The organism is Psychrobacter sp. SHUES1, assembly GCF_001652315.1.
Taxonomy (GTDB): domain Bacteria; phylum Pseudomonadota; class Gammaproteobacteria; order Pseudomonadales; family Moraxellaceae; genus Psychrobacter; species Psychrobacter faecalis.
The window spans coordinates 1-22,675 of the sequence record NZ_LXWA01000063.1; the positions used below are offsets into that span (position 1 = coordinate 1).

The 22,675-nt window shown below is 42.5% G+C and carries 20 protein-coding genes and 2 pseudogenes; 12 read left to right on the top strand and 10 right to left on the bottom strand.

Annotated features, from left to right (window positions below; all coding sequences use genetic code 11):
* Window positions 1–306: 306 nt before the first annotated feature.
* Window positions 307–957 carry an IS1595-like element ISPssp3 family transposase gene (locus A7325_RS08595; RefSeq protein ID WP_068407000.1) on the bottom strand — a complete coding sequence of 217 codons (651 nt, stop codon included), beginning with the start codon at window positions 955–957 and terminating at the stop codon, window positions 307–309.
* 126 nt (window positions 958–1,083) lie between these two features.
* Between A7325_RS08595 and A7325_RS08600 the strand changes: the two genes are divergently transcribed.
* Together A7325_RS08600 and A7325_RS08605 are read left to right on the top strand one after the other, a co-directional pair.
* On the top strand, window positions 1,084–1,629 hold the full coding sequence (locus A7325_RS08600; protein WP_068407002.1) for a PaaI family thioesterase: 546 nt from the start codon (window positions 1,084–1,086) through the stop codon (window positions 1,627–1,629).
* Window positions 1,630–1,691: 62 nt separating this feature from the next.
* On the top strand, window positions 1,692–2,582 hold the full coding sequence (locus A7325_RS08605; RefSeq protein WP_068407005.1) for an alpha/beta fold hydrolase: 891 nt from the start codon (window positions 1,692–1,694) through the stop codon (window positions 2,580–2,582).
* Window positions 2,583–2,683: 101 nt separating this feature from the next.
* Here A7325_RS08605 and A7325_RS08610 read toward each other — a convergent pair whose 3' ends face one another.
* Window positions 2,684–3,553: a phytanoyl-CoA dioxygenase family protein gene (locus A7325_RS08610; protein WP_068407008.1), complete on the bottom strand. Its 870-nt coding sequence runs from the start codon at window positions 3,551–3,553 to the stop codon at window positions 2,684–2,686.
* Window positions 3,554–3,592: 39 nt separating this feature from the next.
* Entirely contained in the window at window positions 3,593–4,453 is an 861-nt protein-coding gene (locus A7325_RS08615; protein ID WP_068407010.1) for a transporter substrate-binding domain-containing protein, read from the bottom strand.
* Window positions 4,454–4,662: 209 nt separating this feature from the next.
* Here A7325_RS08615 and A7325_RS08620 point away from each other — a divergent pair, with 209 nt between their 5' ends.
* Window positions 4,663–5,412, top strand: a complete 750-nt coding sequence (locus tag A7325_RS08620) for a class II aldolase and adducin N-terminal domain-containing protein (RefSeq protein ID WP_068407012.1) — start codon at window positions 4,663–4,665, stop codon at window positions 5,410–5,412.
* Window positions 5,413–5,569: 157 nt separating this feature from the next.
* On the opposite strand, the gene A7325_RS14270 is transcribed toward A7325_RS08620, so the two are convergent.
* The 6 genes and pseudogenes from A7325_RS14270 to A7325_RS08645 all read right to left on the bottom strand — a co-directional run bounded on the left by A7325_RS14270 (window position 5,570) and on the right by A7325_RS08645 (window position 10,364).
* The gene (locus tag A7325_RS14270; RefSeq protein ID WP_226914674.1) at window positions 5,570–6,304 is read right to left on the bottom strand and encodes an amino acid ABC transporter ATP-binding protein; all 735 of its coding nucleotides are present in this window, start codon (window positions 6,302–6,304) and stop codon (window positions 5,570–5,572) included.
* A gap of 135 nt (window positions 6,305–6,439) precedes the next feature.
* Window positions 6,440–7,084, bottom strand: a pseudogene (locus tag A7325_RS14275) (amino acid ABC transporter permease); the annotation flags it as partial.
* 33 nt (window positions 7,085–7,117) lie between these two features.
* Window positions 7,118–8,254, bottom strand: a complete 1,137-nt coding sequence (gene argE / locus A7325_RS08630; protein WP_068407018.1) for an acetylornithine deacetylase — start codon at window positions 8,252–8,254, stop codon at window positions 7,118–7,120.
* Window positions 8,255–8,263: 9 nt separating this feature from the next.
* Entirely contained in the window at window positions 8,264–9,232 is a 969-nt protein-coding gene (locus A7325_RS08635) for a LysR family transcriptional regulator (protein ID WP_068407021.1), read from the bottom strand.
* Window positions 9,233–9,258: 26 nt separating this feature from the next.
* Complete coding sequence (locus A7325_RS08640) at window positions 9,259–9,930, bottom strand: DUF1028 domain-containing protein (RefSeq protein ID WP_068407024.1); 672 nt, start codon at window positions 9,928–9,930, stop codon at window positions 9,259–9,261.
* A 26-nt stretch (window positions 9,931–9,956) separates the two neighbouring features.
* Entirely contained in the window at window positions 9,957–10,364 is a 408-nt protein-coding gene (locus A7325_RS08645) for a RidA family protein (RefSeq protein WP_068407027.1), read from the bottom strand.
* 319 nt (window positions 10,365–10,683) lie between these two features.
* On the opposite strand from A7325_RS08645, the gene A7325_RS08650 reads away from it, so the two are divergent.
* Both A7325_RS08650 and A7325_RS08655 read left to right on the top strand, forming a co-directional pair.
* Complete coding sequence (locus tag A7325_RS08650) at window positions 10,684–11,946, top strand: flavin-containing monooxygenase (protein ID WP_068407030.1); 1,263 nt, start codon at window positions 10,684–10,686, stop codon at window positions 11,944–11,946.
* Between the two features lie 371 nt (window positions 11,947–12,317).
* Window positions 12,318–12,665: a hypothetical protein gene (locus tag A7325_RS08655; RefSeq protein ID WP_226914658.1), complete on the top strand. Its 348-nt coding sequence runs from the start codon at window positions 12,318–12,320 to the stop codon at window positions 12,663–12,665.
* Between the two features lie 654 nt (window positions 12,666–13,319).
* Here A7325_RS08655 and A7325_RS13490 read toward each other — a convergent pair.
* Window positions 13,320–14,310, bottom strand: a pseudogene (locus A7325_RS13490) (IS3 family transposase); the annotation flags it as partial.
* Window positions 14,311–15,161: 851 nt separating this feature from the next.
* Here A7325_RS13490 and A7325_RS08675 point away from each other — a divergent pair.
* The 7 genes from A7325_RS08675 to A7325_RS08700 all read left to right on the top strand — a co-directional run bounded on the left by A7325_RS08675 (window position 15,162) and on the right by A7325_RS08700 (window position 22,341).
* On the top strand, window positions 15,162–17,765 hold the full coding sequence (locus A7325_RS08675; RefSeq protein WP_068407041.1) for a membrane-bound PQQ-dependent dehydrogenase, glucose/quinate/shikimate family: 2,604 nt from the start codon (window positions 15,162–15,164) through the stop codon (window positions 17,763–17,765).
* A 257-nt stretch (window positions 17,766–18,022) separates the two neighbouring features.
* Window positions 18,023–18,097 carry a pyrroloquinoline quinone precursor peptide PqqA gene (pqqA, locus tag A7325_RS13495; RefSeq protein WP_082894360.1) on the top strand — a complete coding sequence of 25 codons (75 nt, stop codon included), beginning with the start codon at window positions 18,023–18,025 and terminating at the stop codon, window positions 18,095–18,097.
* Window positions 18,098–18,168: 71 nt separating this feature from the next.
* On the top strand, window positions 18,169–19,080 hold the full coding sequence (gene pqqB, locus A7325_RS08680; protein WP_068407044.1) for a pyrroloquinoline quinone biosynthesis protein PqqB: 912 nt from the start codon (window positions 18,169–18,171) through the stop codon (window positions 19,078–19,080).
* 21 nt (window positions 19,081–19,101) lie between these two features.
* Window positions 19,102–19,860 (top strand): pyrroloquinoline-quinone synthase PqqC, encoded by a 759-nt coding sequence (gene pqqC, locus A7325_RS08685; RefSeq protein WP_068407053.1) that lies wholly within the window; start codon window positions 19,102–19,104, stop codon window positions 19,858–19,860.
* Window positions 19,857–20,141 carry a pyrroloquinoline quinone biosynthesis peptide chaperone PqqD gene (gene pqqD / locus A7325_RS08690; protein ID WP_068407047.1) on the top strand — a complete coding sequence of 95 codons (285 nt, stop codon included), beginning with the start codon at window positions 19,857–19,859 and terminating at the stop codon, window positions 20,139–20,141. Before pqqC ends, pqqD begins: the two co-directional genes overlap by 4 nt.
* Entirely contained in the window at window positions 20,138–21,292 is a 1,155-nt protein-coding gene (gene pqqE / locus A7325_RS08695; RefSeq protein ID WP_068407050.1) for a pyrroloquinoline quinone biosynthesis protein PqqE, read from the top strand. Before pqqD ends, pqqE begins: the two co-directional genes overlap by 4 nt.
* Window positions 21,292–22,341 carry a dipeptidase gene (locus A7325_RS08700; RefSeq protein WP_197488894.1) on the top strand — a complete coding sequence of 350 codons (1,050 nt, stop codon included), beginning with the start codon at window positions 21,292–21,294 and terminating at the stop codon, window positions 22,339–22,341. Before pqqE ends, A7325_RS08700 begins: the two co-directional genes overlap by 1 nt.
* Window positions 22,342–22,675 lie beyond the last annotated feature (334 nt).

Here is a 22,675-nt window from a genome sequence, read left to right on the forward strand (position 1 = left end):
ATGTGTATAGTGTTTCATAACGTTCTGATATGTAGGAGTTGAAGTTTGAAATGCAACACGGCACATCTTACTCTTCAACTCATTCTTTTAAAACGTTGCACTTCTTATTTGAATCTAGGTACTTAAATAATCATTATGATCGTCATTAGCATAGTTACTAACTGATATGTCTTGAAGACTTAATGTCCAGAGTCTTAATTAGTCCTAGTTCGCTCGTAGTCTACGATTAACTTATTAAATCAATCTATCAATGACCTCTTATAGACACGTTGTAGGTACAGTAATTTTAGGGGCTGTCCTAGATAACTAGTTCAAACCCTGTTTAACCCATTGTTTTAATTGTAGTAATTGCGACTTTGGGTCACTGTGATTAAAACGCCACTCACATTCCTTTAAATAGAGGTGAAAGTGCTCTTTTGGAACTCCGTTAAACTTACGTAGATGCCGTTTAGCTTGGTTCCAAAAGTTCTCTATACCATTAATGTGATTCTTGTCATTAACAAAGGTTTTGGAGTGGTTGATACGATAATGAGTAAACTCACTGACATCTAATGCGTTATAGCTTTTAAATGAGTCAGTATAAACAATGCTATCAGGCTTCACTTTTTCTCTTATGATGGGGATCAAAGTATCTGCTTTAGCATTGGGTATAATACAAGCGTAGACCTTGCCATTACGCTTTAATAGGCCAAACACGGGCACTTTGCTACCAGCACCTCGCCCTCGCTTGCCTTTACGAGTGCCACCAAAGTATGATTCGTCTACTTCGATTTCGCCTTCAAATAGACCAGGGTCTTGACTATTCTCGTAAATAAGCAGTCTTAGCCTATGAAAGTAATAACTGGCTGCGGTTTTATTAACACCAATTAGGCTTGCTGCTGTTCTCGCGGTAGAACCAGCAACAAATAACTCGATGAGTCTGTTTTGTTTATACCAACTTAGTTTACTCTTTCTCATAGTGTTATCCTAAATAATTTTGCTTATCTAGGACAGCCCCAATTCTTTGCCAAAAATCTGCTCGGCCTCTATAAGTGGCGCCCACCAAATAGAATGTATAAACAACCCATACACAAGGATTGTAAAATGGATGTTACAAAAACAGATGTTAATAATACGCTGGCTAATTGGCAAGTTGATGATTCGCGTATACGCGCCACATTAGGCTCTGTAGGGATAACCTCGCCTAATCAACTAGCCAGCATGAGTGGTCAATCATTTTTTGATGCTATGTTTGCAGGAGAGTTGCCCTCACCACCGATTGGTGAAACGCTCGATTTTATTCCTATCCACATACAAGGCGGTAAAGCCATCTTTCAAGGTCGACCCAGTCAGCAACATTACAATCCATTAGGTAGCGTACATGGCGGTTGGTTTTGTACCATTCTTGACTCTGCTGTCGGCTGCGCTATTCATTCTACCTTGCCCGCCGGCAAGGGCTATACCACGCTCGAGATTAAAGTAAATATGATTCGAGCTTTGACCAAAGCCATTCCGCTAGTACGTGCTGAGGCTAATATTATCCATGTCGGGAGACAAACCGCAACGGCTGAAGGTCGTATCGTTGGGCCTGATGGCAAACTATACGCTCATGCCACCACAACCTGTTTGGTATTTGATATGCAGCCATGAGCATAATGATAGATTTTTACTTAATATGGTTTTGATAGTTAACGAATAATAGAGGCAATACTATGCAAGCATTCGAACGGGCAATGACTCTAGATGACAAAAAAGCCCGCTATTATGACTTATCTGCTTTGGTTAATAATAGTGAAAACGCCCCGTTATCTCCTGCACATTTTTATGGCGGTAATGGTTTTACTGCTGGTGTCTATCTGCCGCTATTAACCGAGCTCAGTGAGCAATTTACTATAAACAGTCTTGCCATGCGTGGTTATTGGTACGATCTACCATCCGTCAAGAAGCTCACTCGCGAGCAAGATGCTGATATATTGATTGATTTTTTAGAGAAGACACAGGATAAGCCTGTCGTAGGTATTGGCCATTCTCAAGGCGCCACTGCTACTGCTATTGCAGCTGCTAAGCGTCCAGAGCTATTTTCACAGCTATACTTAATAGAGCCTGTTACTTTTACCAAATCGCAGATGCTCATCATGAACTCAGCACCTGACGATTTAAAGATAACTCAAGAACCTTTTAAAAGCACACAAGCCAAGCAAGCACAGTGGGAAAGCGTTGAATCGTACTATAACTATCTACGGGCACATCGTGCCTTTAAGCGTATTGATGACAACAATCTCTATGTTTTTGCAAAAAATAGTCTCATCCAAAATGAGCAAGGACAATACAACTTGCTGTTTACCCCTGAGCAAGAGTTGGCAAGCTACTTCGATACCCCCTTTGTCAATGGCGCTTTAAAAGACCTTAATACTATTGGTTTGCCTTACACTATTATCGTTGGTAAACCTTCTATGTTTATTAGTGATAAAGTTCGTAAAGTTTGGCAGCACCTTGTACCTAGCGAACGAATCATTGAGCTGTCGGATAATGGGCATCTGCTACCAATGGAAGCGCCTGAACAATGTGCAAACATCATTATGGAAGCGTTTAATGATAGTTAAGAGGCTAAGCCCTAGAAGTTATGCTCTCTATAAGGCCTAGCCTATAGTCTTTTATTTATACGGTAATTCAACTGGTTTTTATTGTGTAATCTAAAATCAGACTAACCCATCGTTGCCATTTCTTGCTGAGTGAAAAACGATGCACCCTTAGGTATTTCTGGCAGCTGTACAAGGTTGGGAGTCAATCTAACATTACCACTTATCACGCCTTTTACCAAAGCGCCTTCATGCTTACTTGGTAGCGGGTTTGGTGATAGCGCATGTGCATCTTCTGCCTTGTATACGGAGATGAATAAGTATCTGGGCAAGTCGCTTTTGTTCGGCCCTGATGAATGCAGCAACCTACTATGCATAAAGCATATAGAACCTGGCTTACCGATACAGGGTACAAACTGTTGGCATTTTTTCGCTTCTATGTCATCACTCACTTTACCCACAAACTTCCCATTTTCCCAATGGGAAAACAGATCTTCTTTATGACTACTGGGCACCACCAGTAGTGGTCCGTTTTCCATCGTAACCTCACCGATCATTAGTAGTGCCGTCAGCATGTCATCGTTGGTGTGCGGCGTAAATGGAAAGTCTTGATGCCATTTGACGGTAGTCGACGTATTGGGCAACTTGGCATTGATTTTACTATGGTGAAAGCATGTGCCATTACCGCCTATCAAGTCGCTTGCCATTTCTGACATATTGGATTTAAGTGCTATATCTGCAAAGGACTCAGATATTTCTGTCGGTGATGTAACACGGCGTAGAGAGGGGTTTTTAGCACTGTGATCTTTTGGATCGATATCAAACCTTGCTCTACCATCTAATGTTGAACCCCAAGCTTCGGCATGTACCTTACTCTCATCTATCCAAAAATTTATTTGATTAAGAAGGTCTGTGAGATCAGTAGAGTCAATAGCGTTTTCTACTACTAAATAACCTCTATCGTGATACTGCTTAATTTGTTCATTGGTTAACATTTAATACTCCTTCCTTTTTTACTTATGCTGCTTATCCGATTAATTCATTATTTGATCGATATCTGCTTGGCTTGGAACGGTTAGACCGTAGACGCTCAGTATTTTTTCTAGATCACCAGACTGTTTCATTTTTTCTATACCGTCCGAGATGATTTGATAAGTTTCAGTATCACCTTTTTTCACACCAATCCCGCCGACAATAGGATATAGCTCTTGTGTTGAAGTGATTTTCACGCGATCGCCAAGTTTCATTTCCGCGGCTTTCATGACGGCAGCATCATCATATTGAATATCTACAGCTCTAGAGAGCAATGCTTGAGAGGTTTGCGGTGAGGTTTCGTATTCACGAATTTCGATAGCGCCTTGGTTTTGTTCCACGCATTTGGCGGATATTTTTCCTAATTGATTGACAAATTCTGTGCCTTTCATCGCACCAACCTTTTGACCACATAAGTCATCTGCCCCTTGAGGTGCAAGGTCTGAGTCACCACGCACCAGCAATGAGATGTCGGTCTTGTAATAAGGAATCATATCTATCTGCGCTAAGCGATCTTTAGTGATGTACATTGATGAATACAGCACATCAAACTTGTCCCCTTTTAGCCCAGGAATGAGGTTTGCCCATCTGGTATCTTCCCATTTGGGTGTGATATCACCATTAAGCTCCGCTACTTTGGCCATAATCTCCACATCTACCCCGCCCGGATTGCCCTGCTCATCCAAATACTCATAAGGCGGAAAGGTCATATCAGAGCCTATGGTTAGTACTCGTTTATCAGCACCTGCGCTCTCAGTAGCAGTGGCGCTGCTTTCTTGACTACTGGTAGGTGCTTCACTCGAACAGGCATTTAATACTAAGCCTGCAGCGGCAGAAAGTAATATCATTTTTAATGGCTTCATCGTAGTCATTCCTAGTGGGTTAATGAATTTAAACAACCGTATTAAATGTGTTGGTAACATCTTTATCGCTTAACTCAGTTATACTAAAGACGACCTATTAAAAGCAATTTTGAAAAACCTACCCACTACTACTGCAAATCCTATTTAAAAAAATCTCTTTGTTTTCAATGCACTCTGTATAGTAATAATTTTACATACAGAGGTGATTTATGAATGACTTTAAAAACAACAATCTTAAAAGCGAAGAACAGGCACGCATTGACCTTGCCGCTTGTTTTCGTTGGTTTGCACGCCTAAATATGCATGAAGCGGTTGCCAACCATTTCAGTGCATCCCTATCTGAAGATGGCAGTCAATTTCTGATCAATCCAAAATGGCAACACTTTTCAACCATTAAAGCGAGTGATTTAATCTTGTTAGATACCAATAATCCTGATAATGAGTTATTGGCAAAAATTGACCCGACCGCGTGGGCCATACACAGTCAAATCCATCTATTAAGACCAGATATCAAATGCGTGCTACATTTGCATCCGATTTATACGACTACCATCTCAACGCTAAAAGATCCGACCATTAAACCGATTGATCAAAACACGGCGCGCTATTTTAATCGTGTGAGCTACGATGATTGCTATCAAGGTATGGCTGATAGCAATGCGGAAGGCAAACGACTCGCCAGCTTATTAGGCGAGCATAGTCGTCTGATGATGGGCAATCACGGGGTACTTATCGGCTCGCACAGCATCGGTGTGGCATTTGATGACATGTATACCATTGAGCGCGCCTGCCAAGTTCTCACAACCGCCTATGCGACCAATCAGCCATTACGCCTCATCCTTGATGACGTCGCAGAAAAGACGGCTCAAGATTGGGAGTCTATAGAGGACTTTAGCGAAGCACATTTAGAAGAGATTAAAAGGTTACTGCTGATACAAGAACCTGATTTTATTGAATAATTTTTTTAGTAAAGACTTTGTTTGTCCAGCCTATCCATACTTGTCTGATATAAAAAATACAATGCTAAAGAAAAACCCCTTATATCCATAGATATAAGGGGTTTTTTGGCGACTCTAATTGATATAAAAACTGATCTATGAAAACGAGCCATTACTTTTAATTAATATTTTGTACAAACTGATTAAAGCGCTCGTTGGTACTGTTTCTCAGTACCTCAGGTGATCCTTGCTCAACAATATGACCACCTTCCATAAAGATGACACGGTCGGAAATATCAAAAGCAAAGCTCATTTCGTGGGTGACAATAATCATGGTCAAGCCTTCTTTGGCAAGCTGTTCCATTACTTTTAATACTTCACTGACCAGCTCAGGATCTAAGGCAGACGTTGGTTCATCAAATAAGATAATAGAAGGTTCCATCGCGAGCGCACGGGCAATCGCTACCCGCTGCTGTTGTCCGCCTGAGAGCTGATGCGGGTATTTTTTTGCATGGGCCTTCATACCGACTTTGTCGAGCATCGCAATTGCGGTCAGCTGATTGATGCCTTTGTCATATACCTTATGGTACTGAGGTGCCAGCATGATATTTTCTAAAACAGTCTTATGCGGGAACAAATTAAAATTCTGAAACACCATGCCGATATTTATAATTTGCTCTTTAAAGGGCTTAGATTTATCGGTCAGAACAGTATCTTTTAGAAAAGGATTACCCATCAAATTAACCGTGCCTTTATTAAGTGTCTCCAAGCTATTTAACGTACGAATAAAAGTAGTTTTCCCTGAGCCTGATGGGCCAATAATAGACACCACCTCGCCCCATTTCACGTTAAGATCAATACCCTTTAGTACATGGTGCTCGCCATAGGATTTGTGAATATTAATGGCTTCCAGTGCATAATCGCCTTTTCGCTCTTGGTTTATTTCTTTGTAATTATTCAAAGATTTATTGCTACTGATATTACCAACCAACTCACCTTCTTTCAAAATACCGGGCTTCTTTTGCGTAATATCGATAAACTTTTCAAAGCGTTGAATCAAGAAGCCAAAAACAGTGACAATCAAGATGTAGTAAAACGCGACCGCCAACATGGTTTCAAGCACCAAGAAGTTCTGTGCATACAAACGCTGTCCAACCAATAGAATCTCAGTCAAAGAAATAACCGATACCAGTGAGGTGAGTTTGACGATAACGACAAACTCGTTGCTCAATGTAGGTAAGGCGATTCTTAACGCTTGCGGCACTACAATCAGTCGTTGAATACCCATCGGCTTGATACCCAAGGCCTTGCCCGCCTCTATCTGAGCTTGATGAACTGAGTTGAGACCACCGCGATGAATCTCAGCAATATAGGCGGTCTCACATAAGGTCAATGCAATCAGGCCAGACATGAACGACGAAGATAAAATCACGCTGGTTTGTGGAAACACCTGCGGCATACTGTAAATGAAGATCAAAAGTACCAACAAAGGAATACTGCGGAATAACCAGATATAAGCGCGGCTTAATAACGAAACAGGTTTGATTTTAGATTTTTTGCCCAGTGCCATCACAAAACCTAGGACGATACCCAAAATCCATACCAATACACTAAGTTCAATCACAGTTAAGGTGGCTTGCCAGAAGTTTGTGTCTTTTAGCAAGCTAAAAGTATATGCCCAATCAAATTGCATGATCTGTCCTCTAAAATTCGTTAAGGAGTGAAGCTATAACAACGTCGCAACAAGCTTGTCTAAAAAGTGACTGCAAGCGTTTAATTGACTAATAGCAATGTATTCATTGGGTTTGTGAGCAACCTCGATAGAGCCTGGGCCACAGACCAAAATGGGAGAGTCAAAACATTGTTGGAACAAGCCTGCCTCTGTACCAAAAGAGAGTTTGGTGATGTTGGACTGTGGCAATAACGCTTGGATACTTTTTAATTCTGGCTGCGTTTGGTTGGTCATTAGCCCAGGATACTGATTGATGTCTTGCAGCTCATAACGATAGCTGGCATCTTTTGCCGCAAAATCCTTTAAGATCTGTGTTTGAATCGCGGCAATACTGTCTTCTGCGACATTGCGAATTTCATAATCTAATTGACACAGATTGGGTACGACATTTAACGCGGTACCGCCGTGAATCTTGCCTACATGAATGGTGGAGTAAGGAATGTCATACCCCGTATCCAGATGTCCTTCTTTGGCAACCACTTGCTGACTGTCAATCAAGCTTTGTACAAAGGCACTGGCCGCGTGAATGGCATTGGTATAATTTGGCGCAAGAGCGGAGTGTCCTTCTGTGCCATAAAACTGCACTTGAAACACGGCTTTGCCTTTATGACTGGTAGCCACATCCATCAAGGTCGGCTCCCCTATAATCACCACTCTAGGCGGGATAATTAAGCTGCTCAGTTGCGTTAGGATGTGCCTGACACCCACGCAGCCGATCTCTTCGTCATAGGATAGGCACAGATGCAGCGGATAAGTTAAGGGCATGTCCGCGGCCCTTTTCATTATGACTAGCGCGCAGGCAATAAACCCTTTCATATCGGCGCTGCCACGACCATAAACATTGTTATTTTTTATGACGGCCTCAAAAGGGTTAGTGTCCCAGTCTTGACCATCAACAGGTACCACATCGGTATGGCCTGACAACAACACGCCAGCGCTGTCTTTAGGGCCTGTGCTAATGAATAGATTGGCTTTGTTCTGCGCGTCGTTATAATCAATAGTGATGTCGATATTCTTATGATCTAAATAGTGTTTGACGTAGTCAATCAGTGGTAAATTACTCTTATAAGAGGTGGTATCAAAAGCAATGAGTTGTTCTAATACGGCTAGGCATTCTGAGTGATGTTGCATTTGCCTTCCTTATTCTTTTTGGTTTTTGATATGTGCTTCGGAGAAATATGAGACACTCATGCCAGGTATGTATTGGTTGGAAATAAAAGCTTGGCAGCGACTTGAAAATGCCTGTTGGACATTGGTCAGAGTGGCGTTTTTGGGCGTGGCGATGCCGATTTTCATGGGCCTCATATCACCAGATATTCTAACCATGACCAACTTTTTACCATCGTTAGATAAGTTGCTCTTTGGGCGAACATTTAAGATGGTGTAGCCAATGTTGTTACCCACCATCGAGCGAATCACATCAACATATTTACAGGTGTCGATAATGTTGGGCTTGAGGTTGTTTTTGCGAAACAAAGATAGGAAGTAGTCATTACTGTAGGGCATATCGAGCAGGATCATTGGATATTCGGCCAACTCTTCTAACGTCACCGCCTTGTGCTTGGCCAGCGGGTGCGTCTCAGACAATAAAACGTACGGCGGTAAGTCAGCCAGCGGTGTAAAATTGATGACGTTCTCATCGATATGTAAGTCGTACAGTAAAGCCAGATCTAAAGTGTTTTTTGTGAGCTCTTGCGTTAAATTGTGATGATCGTCAATCACCGCTTCTACATCTACCTGCTTATACAAATTTGCAAATCCATGTATGATTTCAGCGTAAACAAAAGGCGCAAAGGCTGAAAAACAGCCAACTTTGATTTTGCCGCGCATAATGCCTGTGAAGTCAGCCGACATTGAATACAGATCAGAGGATTGTGCCAAAATCACTTTACAGGCGTCTTTGACCTGTTCGCCGATCTCGGTCAACAATAAACCTTTAGCATGTTGGCGAATGAATAGTTGAACATGAAGCTCTTCTTCCATATGCGCAATCGCGGCCGATATCGATGGCGATGAAATATGGATTTTTTCAGACGCGATAATGATGCTGCCACTATCTGCTGTGGTGACGAAATATTCCATCTGGCGTAACGTAATTCGACTTAACACGATAGATCCTTTTATTAAATAGCGGTTTATAAGTCTCCAGGCACGCCGTAACTTGGTGAAATAGTGGGGTTTAGTGCGCGGACGATATAATCGTCTAATTGCGGCTCATAGATATCCCACAATTGCTGCAAGTCTTCTATGGGCGTATCTGACCAATCTACTCGTAAATCGACAATCGGCCACGTGGCCTTGTCTACCACCAGCAAGCCTGCAGAGTGCACGTCCCCTTCTTCACCGCCCGCGTGATAACCTGATACTAAGCTCTCAAGCAATCTGCTGGCAAGAGATCCTTCGCTTTGCTCAAAAGTCATGAGCATCTTTTCAGGAACAGCCGTGCTAGATAGCATATTACCAGCACAGGCAGCACGCTTACCTTGCGCAGTAGCGAACGTCCCTAAGGTATGCTCACCGCTAAACACAAAAGGTACATCGGTCGCGCTAAGTGCCATCAGTTGCCGATACTGAATAAACTCAGTGCTTTTGACCAGCTCATGACCGGCATCAATCGGGGCTAGGTTGTATTGCATCATTTCAATCAGTATTTGCGACAAGTTAGGGTCAGTGATGTTTTGACTGGCGACTACGCCAACGCCTGCTTTGGCACGAATACAGCGGGAGGCCACGGCAGGTGATGAGGAGCTGATCGCTGCACCGAGCTGCCCTGTTCTTTCACATCGCGCAATAATAGAAAATGTCATTATATATCCTTAGTATAATTATGGTTTTAAATTACAGCGGTCGCGTCGATCTCAACCAGCCATTCAGGACGTGCCAGCGCAGAGACTACAATGCCTGTCGATACAGGATGCACACCTTTTAGCCAGCGCCCAACCACCCGATAAACGTCCTCACGGTATCTAGGGTCGATGATATAAATGGTGATTTTGCAGATGTCAGTCAGCTCGCCACCTGCCTCTTTGAGTAGCATGCTGATGTTATGCATGGCTTGCTCGGTTTGGCCTTTGACATCACCCACACATACGCTTTTACTGGTGTCTAAGTCTTGGCCTATTTGCCCGCGTAAAAACACAGTACTGCCTTTTGCGACGACTGCTTGGCACAAGTCGTTATCGATATTTTGCTCAGGGTAAGTTTCTTGGGTATTAAAGGTTCGAATACGGGTATGTTTCATAGATGTCATGGTTGACCTCTTATCAGTCTCAATTTTTCAAGAAGATGGACAGTATGTAATGGTTAAAGGATGTTCTATCGCCTTACAAACAGTATGTCGCAAATCAAATTCAAGGCAAATTAAGATTTCCTTTCCAGTGGTTAGGCTAAGCCATATCAGAGTGATTCGGTTTTTTTGAGGTAGCTATTCAGGACATACGATTGTCATTTTAAATACAGAAAAATTAATATGATCTGGGTGGATGTGACCTTTATAGAGAGTCATATCTTCAAAAAGTAATGATTCAAAATATTAATTTTTATGCAGAGAGAATGGTCATATGTCAATCGATAATAAAAGTGTAGACACACTGGTTGTGGGTTCAGGTCAGGCAGGTATTGCGATGAGTGAGCATTTGGGCCATCTCGGTATTGAGCATGTCGTCTTAGAAAAAAATAGAGTTGCCGAGGCGTGGCGCACGCGTCGATGGGATTCATTGGTCGCCAACGGTCCTTGCTGGCATGATAAATTTCCAAATATGGACTTCCCTCATGATCCAGACAGTTTTGTGCCGCACGGCGAAGTCGCTGAGTATTTTGAAAACTATGCCAAGATGATTGACGCACCGATTGAGACGGGCGTAGAAGTACAAAACATCGTCAAAAATAAGAACAAAAAAGGCTTTAGCGTCACCACCAGTCAAGGCACGCTTTTTGCCAATAATATCGTAGTCGCCACAGGACCGTTTCAAAACCCACTTATTCCTAAAATTGCCCCACAAGACACCAGCCTGTATCAAATACACTCGGATCACTATAAAAATCCCGAGCAGCTGCCTGAGGGCGCGGCACTGATCGTCGGTGCTGGCTCATCAGGAGTGCAAATTGCCTCAGAGCTAAATAGTGCAGGTAGAAAGGTATACTTATCCGTTGGCCCGCATGAGCGTCCGCCGCGCAAATATAGAGACAGAGACAACGTGTGGTGGCTGGGTGTTTTGGGCACATGGCATGAGACCACGCCGCCGCAACGACCGATTAAGGGTTTTGCAGTGAGCGGTATGAATGGCGGACAAAGCGTTGATTTTAGAAAGATGGGTCATGAGGGTATCACTCTAGTTGGCATGACCAAGGCATTTAACGACCATACCGTATCGTTTAACGATGATTTGGTTGATAACATCGTCAGTGCCGAACAAAGCTACTTGGACAATCTTGAAGAAATGGACAGATACATTGAAAATAATGGTCTAGATTTGCCTGAGGAGCCTGAGGCCAAGGTGTTTATGGATATGCCTGAGTGTATGACCATGCCCATCGACGCGCTCGATTTTGACAAAGATAATATTACCAGTATTATCTGGGCATCTGGCTTTGGCTATGATTACCACTGGCTCGATTTTGATATTTTTGCAGACAATGGCGCACCAATACATAACAAAGGTGTCACTAGCGAGCCGGGTATTTATTTTGTCGGGTTGCCTTACTTGTCGGGCAAAGGCTCTAGCTTTATTTGGGGTGTGTGGCATGATGCGAAGCGTATTGCTGAGTATATAGAGATCCAAAGACACTACCAGCGTTATCAATCCTCTAAAAAAACCGAATAATAGTTTTAGAAGAGAGGTCTATATTCTGAGTGATTGTCAGTTTATGCTGAAAAACCAGAAATTATGACGTGAAATAAAAGCTCAATTTGCAGCATTCGCACTGCAGTCATTTGTTAGGTGGTCTTGGCTGTATATGGATGCCGCTCTTCACAGCTGTTGTCGAAGAGCTTTTTGAATTAACTCGCTCAGTCGGGCTCGCTGCTTGCCGACCTCATCAAAGTTATCTGGCGCTAGCCATTGTAAAAATGCCCGATAAAAAGCCGGCCATTCGGCATCGATAACGGAGAACCACAGCGCTCATCGAAACAGGCGCGACTATTTCATTCGACCCTATTGGCGGCGGCAAGCTGTCCAGCGATATTCTAAACTGTATGGAAGCCGCAATTACTCACGATGTAGAAGAATACAGCGTCTATGGGTCAGACACCTTTAAACAAGCCTATATTTATGGTGCCTTAGACCGCGGCCCGATCACCCTAAACCGTAACTTTGGTTTTGCGTGGGGCGTTAATGGATTCTTATTATTTAATGCACTTGGCAAGCTGGGCAGTGAAACGGTGAAAGCAATGCGTAAGCGTGTGGCAGAAGAAATCACCACCACCTTTGCGAGCAGCTATACTCATGAAGTCACGCTAGAAGAAGCACTGCAATTAAAATCAATCGCCGCCTATGGCAAACAAGCGACTGGTGAGAAGTATTTGATTAAGCCTCAAGGCTAATGGTTGTTTGAAGCGTCATTTAGAAGCCGCTTTGTAACAATAGAAAAGCAGATATCGATGATATCTGCTTTTTTTTGCTTAATTGTCATGGCAAGTGATGGGACTTACCTGATAGCTGGAGTTATGCTAATCCTAGCATTCTAGGCAAACGGAAATAAGACTGGTTACCTAAAAGCCATTTTGAATCAACTGTTCGACCTATAAGGTTTTCAATAATCGAACAGCATTTTTTGCCCCTTCCATAAGATCAGGACCTACTCCTGTGGTAACAATGTAGCCCTCATTATGGTTATCGCTAGCAACAGCTGGCATATCAAACATGGAAGCAGGAATACTGTCACCTTTTAATACTAAAGCTTATAGGTGTCTCAGTTAAGAATCCCAACAGTTTAAATGAGGGTTGTTGTACTTAGGATATGTTACACATTAAGGTTCATGAACCATTTATTTTTATCTGCACTATAGGGTGTTGTTTTTACTACGCAATTACCTCTTTTAACTCGTGAACCCAACTTTAGGTACGCATAAGTTAAATAGACAATACCTGATGATAAGCTCATGGAATCATCATTATATGATAAACCCTTATTAAGGTTGGTTGATGATTGATTAATTCTCATACCTACTAACTATTCATAAAGTCATCTTCATCAACATCCTCGTTTGATTGTAGTACAACTCGATATATCTAATGATATTGGTAATAGCGGCAAACCTTGTTTTATAGTCTTGGTAATATACTAGTTCGTTCTTCAATATGCCCCAGAAGCTTTCTATGGGTGCGTTGTCAAAGCAGTTACCTTTAGCGCTCATTGAGCTTGTAAAGTGAGGCTGCTTGATGATCTTATGGTACGCGTGGCTACATACTGGCTGCCTATTTTAGAGTGAACGACTAGCCCTTTACTGGGTCGTTTGTTCTTGATGGCCATGTTCAATACTTTGCATACTAGATCTGCTGTCATGCGTTTGATGATGGCGTAACCGACAAGCTCTTTAATGTATAAGTCTTTAACGCCTGCTAAATACAGCCAACCCTCATTTGTCCAGATATAGGTGATGTCATGGCCTTGCTCGGTGAGTGTTGCATGCAAACGTTCATAACCATAACGTTCTTTACTTTCACTGTGAGCGGCTTTAACTAGTAGCTCACAATGGTTGCGATGTATCTGCTGCTCGCTGATATCGCGACTACTCCAGTCGTAATAGCTTGATGGTTTGACGCTTAACACACGGCACATAGAGACGATACTAAAGACCTGTCTATTAGTTTTTATAAAGGCGTACTTTACTAGCTGTGCTTGGCAAAGTACGCCGTCGCCTCACTCGAGCATAGCTCTCCCCTTGCGTCGGGGCGAAGCAATGCTCCGCTTTATCCCTCCTCATTTAATATCTCTCGCTCTTCTTCAGCAACTTTAAGTTGTCGCTTGAGCTACTTTATTTCTTGAATAGCTGCCATAAGATCAGGTTCATATTGCTGAGTGCTGATAAGCTTGCCTTGATTGGCTTTATTGTGCCAATTAGATAAGGTCTGCATGGCGATGCCAAGCTGCTTTGCGGTCGCTGAGATATTGCCATTATTGTCTGCTATCTTCTTGACTGCCTCGGCTTTAAATTCGTCACAGTAGGTTCTTACTTTCTTGGTCATGATAAACTCCGATTAATACGCTTAGTTTACCAAATTTACCTCTACGGTTTCTTCAGCATAGCTCAAACCATTTTTTAGTAGTCATGGTGTTTAGTCGCACGCCTTCGCCTTTGACGTATATCATCCTAAGCACATATTAGGCATCAGCATCACCTTGATTAGCTTCGCGTTGAACTTGGCTAAAATCAGTAACCATAGCTGACACAGACAGCATCGCTGCTGCTAAAAAAGGATATATTTACGTGTTAAAGAGGTTTTAGGGAGGGTCATAGCAGATTTCTATAGATAGTTTTTTGGAACTTAAACTTATGTATTATTCTCATGATAGCAGAGCTATTTTCGAGCACTCGAACCGATGACTTTTTTTGCATGAAAACCATTTAACGTAACATCTCTAGGAAGAAGCTCAGTCTGCTAGTGAGGACTTGAGTCTTAGGCTATGCATTTATGGATTTATATCAAAAACAGTTTAGGGCGTGTCTTCAATTCAATCGATGGACATCTAAATGGGCTAAAAATGGCTAAATTTTGCCAAACTTCATCAAATAGCTAGGTAATATCCCGATATTAACGGCGCTATTTTCCTTGTTTGACTACAATTTATCTAATTTTTATTACCATTTTTAAAATGAAGACACGCCCTAGTATCTAAAACACTTACCAAACAGTTTTTCCTATCTTACCTCACCTTTACTGATCTTGTGTATAAGTGATAAAATAAAGTCCAAAACGTTATTCGACGTTTGATTTATTTGTTAATTACATAGGTATGTAATGATGGACGTCTAGTTTTAACTGGTCGTCCATCATTGCATGCCAATCTGCTTTTATATAAACAGGTGGTTCCGCTCATGGAAAAATTCATAGCTATTATTATGGCGGTTTTTGCCGCACCTTTGCTTATTGGAGGTACCTACTTACTCTCGTTAGGCGGTAGCGCTTACTATGTTATTGCTGGCATTACGATGCTTGTCACAGCATTCTTGCTATTTAAAAGACATTGGAGCGCCTATGGGCTCTATACTATTTTTATTATAGCGACCCTGGCTTGGGCGCTTTGGGAATCTGGGTTTTATTGGTGGGCACTGGCAACTCGCTTGGGCTTTCCGCTGATATTTGGTTTATTAATGTTATTGCCATGGGTATCTAACAAGATGCAGGGTAATAAAACTCGAGTATCAAAGAGCTCTGATAAAAATTTAGTTGCTAATGGTACATCGAGCTTACATTCCGAAAATCTTATTACAACTCCCTTCAAAGACGCCAAAAATAACTCAAAAAACCCTATTTATTATTGGGGATTGCTGGCTAGTGTGGTTGTGGGCGCACTGATCTCTTTTGGTAGTATGGCTAATAATGCCACCGATAAGTTAGGTGAACTCAATTTAACTGCCAAAGATGGTGCTGATCAAAATTCAACACCTACAAATCTTGGTGTTCCGTTATCAAATGGCGAGCAAACGCCAGAGGGTGAGTGGAGCGCGTATGGTGGTACTGACTATGGGCAGCGCTACTCGCCTCTGACTCAAATCACCACTGATAATGTCAAAGACTTAGAGCTTGCTTGGCAAATTCAAACAGGTGATGTCAAAGGTCCTAATGATATCGGTGAGACCACCTATCAGGCAACTCCTTTAAAGATTGGCAATGCCCTATATATGTGCACTCCACACAACTGGGTATTAGCTTTGGACGCAGACTCTGGTCAAACATTATGGAAGTTTGACCCCAAAGTAGTAAAAAATCTACAACGCCAACATCAAACGTGTCGAGGCGTGTCCTATTATGCAGGTCAAGCTGGTACTGATAGTATTTCTCCAGTTATTAATGATGAGACAAATAGTAATAATGCAGCTGTGACTAACACAACTGTCAAGACCGGCCATACACCAGTTCAGAAAGTAGCTGGTAATACCTTTGAAAACGCGTCTAAGCAATGCGATGCAAAAATATTTATTCCAACTTCCGATGCTAAGTTATATGCACTTGACCCAAATACTGGGCAACGTTGTCAAGATTTTGGTAAAGATGGTGCTTTAGATTTAATGCACAATATGCCATTTAAACAAGCGGGTTATTATTATTCAACGTCGCCTCCGATAGTGGTAGGCAATACGATTGTGGTGGCAGGTGCCGTTAATGATAACTACGACGTCAATTCACCTTCTGGTGTTATTCGTGCGTATGATGTCAATACTGGCGAGCTACTATGGAACTGGGATTCAGGAGATCCTGATAACACAGCGCCTTTCGATGTCAATGATCCAACTCAGATGTACAAAACCAGTTCACCAAACTCATGGGCGATCGCCAGCGCTGATGAAGAACTTGGTTTGGTCTATTTCCCTATGGGCAATCGTGTACCGGATCAATTAGGCAGCTATCGAACCGCAGATGAAGAAAAATATGCGACGTCTGTTGTCGCTTTAGACATTAAAACAGGTAAAGCGCGCTGGGTTCAACAATTTGTTCACCATGATCTTTGGGATATGGACACGCCAGCTCAGCCAAGCTTACTTGACTTAAAAACCAAAGAAGGTGTTCAGCCTGCACTGGTTGTTCCCACCAAACAAGGCGATGTGTATGTATTGAATCGCGCAACAGGCGAGCCAATCGTACCGATCAAAGAACGCGCCGCGCCGCAAGGTTACTTGGTTGCAGGTGAACATGCCGCTCCAACGCAACCTTACTCTGGTTTGAGTTTTGAGCCGCCGATGTTGAAAGAAAAAGACATGTGGGGCGCTAGCCTCATTGATCAGATGATGTGCCGTATTGAGTTTAACCAACTCAATTATGATGGTCGTTATACACCACCATCGACGAATGGCAGTTTGGTCTATCCTGGTAACTTCGGTACCTTTAACTGGGGCGGCCTCGCCGTTGATCCTGAAAATGGCGTAATGTTTGGTATGCCAACTTATTTGGCATTTACATCAAAACTCATTCCTAGAGACAATCTTGGTGAGGGAGAAACCAATACAGGAGAGCAAGGAGTTAATGAAAATAAAGGTGCAGATTACGCGGTAGAGCTGGGACCATTTTTATCACCGTTAGGCATTCCTTGTCAGCAACCACCATGGGGCACAGTAGCGGGTGCTGACCTAGCAACCGGTGAGATTGCCTATCAACGTAGAAACGGTACCGTGCAAGATTTGTCCCCTATTCCATTGAAGTTTGAGCTGGGTGTTCCTGGTATTGGCGGACCCATCATCACAAAAGGAGGCGTAGCATTTTTGTCAGCGGCTACTGAAAACAACTTCCGCGCCTATGATTTAAAAAATGGCGATGTATTGTGGAATGTTCGTATTCCAGCAGGTGGCCAAGCGACGCCTATGACTTATCTAAATTCTAAAGGTGAGCAGATGGTCGTATTGGTAGCTGGTGGACATGGTTCAGTTGGTACTACTATTGGGGATTATGTTATGGCTTATAAACTTGCTGACAAAGCCAAGTAACATCATACCTGTTTAATGAAGCGGTAATGATTTGATTCATTGCCGTTTTATTACTAAGGCATATATCCAATTTACCTTACAATGAACAGTGGTATATGCCAAGATAAGTATAGTTTGATTACTACTGTTAGACTGCGTAACTAAAATGTTTCCCGTCTTTTTACAGATTTGACAGCAGGGGCTAGATTAGAATACCATTAAAGATTCTTTTTACTAATCTTACTTATTAGCTAGTGAGATCTTTCCGGAGTAATCCTATGCAATGGACTAAACCAGCTTTTCAAGATATCCGTATCGGTTTCGAAGTCACTATGTATTTTGAAGCGCGTTAAAATTTACTAGACTTAAATACATTAAAAGCCCTAGATGATTAGGGCTTTTATTTTTTTGGAAATATTGATTTATGTATATTCACGTTTTAGGCTCAGCGGCTGGTGGTGGTTTTCCACAGTGGAATTGCAATTGCTATAATTGTCATGGTGTTCGTCAAGGCACAATTGAAGCAAAGACCCGCACCCAGTCTTCGATAGCCATATCAGAGAATGGCATAGATTGGATTTTATTCAACGCGTCACCTGATATTCGTCAGCAATTATTTGAATTTAAGGCGGCACAGCCAGCACGTAACCTGAGAGATACAGGCATCACGAATGTGGTTTTGATGGACAGTCAGCTTGACCATACGACTGGGCTATTGACCCTGCGAGAAGGGTGTCCGATTCCTGTTTGGTGTACTGAGATGGTCTACCAAGATCTCACGACAGGGTTTCCTATTTTCAATATGTTGAAACACTGGAATGGTGGCCTGCAATATCACCAAATTGATCCGAAACAGACCTTTAATATTGAAGGTTTTAGCAATTTAGAATTGACGCCTTTGGTGATTAGAAGCTCGGCACCACCCTACTCGCCACATCGTAATAACCCCCATGATGGCGATAATATTGCGCTGATTGTAAAAGACTTAAAAACGCAAAAACAACTCTTTTACGCGCCAGGTTTGGGCAAAATTGACGATGATATTATGCAGATTATGGAAGCCTCTGATTGTGTGATGATTGATGGCACTTTATGGACTGACAGTGAGATGCAAGAATGCGGTGTCGGTACAAAAACAGGCCAAGACATGGGGCATTTACACATTAGTGGTGAAGATGGATCACTGCACTATTTAGATCAGCTCAAAAACATTCGTAAGGTATTGATCCACATTAATAACACCAACCCAATATTGAATGAACAATCTGAACAGGCTGCAACATTGAAACAACACGGTGTTGAAGTGGCGTTTGATGGTATGCAGATTGAATTGTAAGGCGACAGCAAAATGAAGATAATGCAAGAAGAAAAAATAGCCCTAAGCGTAGAGGCCTTTGAACAAGCGATTATGGCTAAAGGTCAGTATTACCATATTTACCACCCTTTTCATATCATGATGCATGAAGGACAAGCGACTCAACAGCAGATTCAAGCGTGGGTCGCCAACAGATTCTATTATCAAATCAATATTCCCTTGAAAGATGCGGCAATCATGGCGAATTGCCCCGATCAGCGGGTGCGTCAAGAGTGGATTCAGCGCATGATTGATCAAGATGGCGTGTATCCTGATGGTGGCGGTCGTGAAGCATGGTTGAGTCTGGCAGAAGCGGTTGGTCTTAGCCGCGAACAAGTGATTTCTGAAGAATTGGTGTTGCCGGGTGTACGTTTTGCAGTCGATGCTTATGTAAATTTTGCGCGTCGTACCTCATGGCGAGAAGCAGCCAGCAGCTCACTGACAGAGCTTTTTGCCCCGCAGATTCATCAATCGCGCTTAGAGTCTTGGCCAAAACATTATCCTTGGATTAAAGAGCAAGGTTATACCTATTTTCGCTCGCGCTTAAGTCAGGCCCGCCGCGATGTTGAGCATGGCCTAACCATTACGCTCGACTCATTCAAAACAGTTGAACAACAAGAGCGTATGCTAGAGATTCTACAATTTAAACTGGATATTTTGTGGACCATTTTGGATTCTTTGAGCTTGGCCTATGTCCATAAACAAGCCCCTTACCAAAGCGTCACTGATGATAATGTCTGGCATAAAGGTTTGTTCAAATGAGTTTACCTGAACTAGATCACTCTATCGTCCCAGTATGGCGTCATGGTTATCGCTTTCAGTTTGAGCCTGCACAGAACGCTTATGTGTTGCTGTACCCTGAAGGGATGATCAAATTAAATGAGAGTGCCAGCATCATCGGTCAACACATTGATGGTCAAGCGTCCATTGCTGATATTATTAAAAAGGTGAAGGCTATGTTTGGTGATATACCTGAAATCGAGCAAGACATTATCGAATATATGTTGGTGGCTCAACGTGAACATTGGATTGATTTAGTATGACTGCGCCAGTAGGACTGCCATTATGGCTATTGGCTGAGCTTACCTATCGCTGCCCATTACAATGCCCTTATTGCTCTAATCCTGTTGATTATGCTCAGTATAAGCAGGAACTGACAACGCAAGAATGGTTCGATGTTCTTGATCAGGCGCGGCAAATGGGCACGGTGCAGCTCGGCTTTTCTGGCGGTGAACCACTCGTTCGTCAAGATTTAGAACAATTGGTCGCTTATGCTCATAACAAAGGTTTTTACACCAATTTAATCACATCAGGCATGGGATTGAACGAATCTCGGATTGCTCGATTAAAAGAGGCTGGCCTTGACCACATTCAGATCAGTTTCCAAGCCAGTGATCCAACGGTTAACAATGCATTGGCTGGCTCAAAACATGCCTTTGAACAAAAGTATGAGATGTCACGTCTGGTCAAGCAGTACAACTATCCTATGGTGCTCAACTTTGTCATTCATCGGCAGAATATTGATCAGATTGATCAGATTATTGAGCTGTGCTTAGAGCTGGAAGCCGATACCGTTGAACTGGCCATTTGTCAGTTTTATGGTTGGGCATTTGAGAATATCGAAGGCTTACTACCAACCAAAGCGCAAGTGGTTCGAGCCGAGCGTATTACCAATGAGCACCGCAAGAAAATTGAAAAACGTGGCATCAAATGTAAACTCATTTTTGTCGTTCCTGATTATTACGAAGAACGTCCTAAACCCTGTATGGATGGTTGGGGTAAGATTTTCTTGACTGTGGCACCGGACGGCACAGCCCTACCTTGCCATGCCGCCAGACAATTACCAATACAGTTCCCTAACGTACGCAACACCCAACTTGCAGATATTTGGTATGAGTCTGCGAGCTTTAATCAGTTTCGCGGTGACGATTGGATGCCTGACATGTGCCAAAGCTGCCCAGATAAAGAGCGGGATTACAGCGGCTGTCGTTGCCAAGCGTTTATGCTGACTGGGGATGCCAAAAATGCCGATCCTGTGTGTGGCAAATCACCTTATCATTATCTGATCGAGGAAGCGCGTATAAACAGTGAAACGCCAGTTTCCTTTGAAGAGTTACGCTTTAGGAACCCTAAAAACTCAAAGCTATTGAGTCAAGAGCAATTAATTCCTACTCGTACGGTAATGGATGAATAATGAATGCTCAGCCTGTGATATTTGATGGACATAACGACCTATTGACCCGACTGTGGCTGAGTGCAACCGCAGATCCTGTGCATGATTTCATTTATGGTACGCTACCAGGACATTTGGATTTACAACGTTGTCAGAAAGCGGGATGGATGGGCGGCTTATTTTCTATTTTCCTGCCGCCCTACGCTTATGTTAAAAAAAACCATCCTGACAAGTTATCAAATCTCTCAGGCTTAGATTTTGAGCCGCAAAAAATCGTGGATATTTGCTGTGCACAGTTGGCACTTGTGCAACAATTACAGGCGCGATCAGACGGTCAGATTCAGATTTGTAAGTCTTTAGCGCAAATTCAAGCCTGTCAGCAGAATCAGCAATTAGCCATCATCCTTCATTTGGAAGGTGCTGAGTTTTTAGCCATTAAACCTGAGTTATTGGATGTTTTTTATGATGCAGGTCTTAGAAGTATAGGGCCACTCTGGAATAGAAAAAGCCTCTTTGGTGATGGCTTAAATGCCTCCTTTCCTCATTCTCCCGATACAGGATCTGGTCTCACGGATCAAGGTAAAGACCTCATTCTAAAGTGTCGTGAAAAACATATGCTAATCGATGTGTCGCATATGAATGAGCGTGCTTTTTGGGATACGTTAGAGATTATTGATCAGCCCATTGTCGCGACACACTCTAATGCACACGCGTTATGTCAGCAAGCAAGGAATTTGACTGACCAGCAACTGGCTGCCATTAAACAAAGCGGTGGTATGGTTGGGGTGAACTTTGATGTTGCATTTCTTCGTGCTGACGGTCAACGCAACACGCAAACTTCAGTTGATGTGATTGTCGATCATCTTGATTATCTAGTTGACCATTTAGGCGAAGATCACGTCGGTTTTGGCTCTGATTTTGATGGTTGTCTATTGCCAGATGAGTTATCTGATATCAGTCAAATCTCTATGCTGATTGAGCACATGCAACAACGACATTTCTCCGATCCACTCATTGAAAAGATTACGTCAAAGAATTGGTTCACTGTGCTGGATAGGATATGGCAGTGATAATCGAGCTTTTTGAGAGGCAATATTTTTTTCTAACATCTTGTCTCAATTGCTGCCTAATTAATAGACTGTAGTGGCATAATCAAGCATCTGTTTCACCAAGTTACATACGGGTCGTCTCGATAGCTGGTAGCTGACTGACCCCTACCGTCAAATCCGTATAAAAAAATTCGGGAGATTTTAGTTAGGGAGCCTGACGATAGAAACCCACCCACATCTAAATTAGTTGACCCTTACACCTTTTCAACCTTCTTAATTTAATTAAAGGAAGTCAATGTATTTAGGTCATAAGTTAGATATCTGAACGTAATTCTCTATTAATTAACCCGTATTG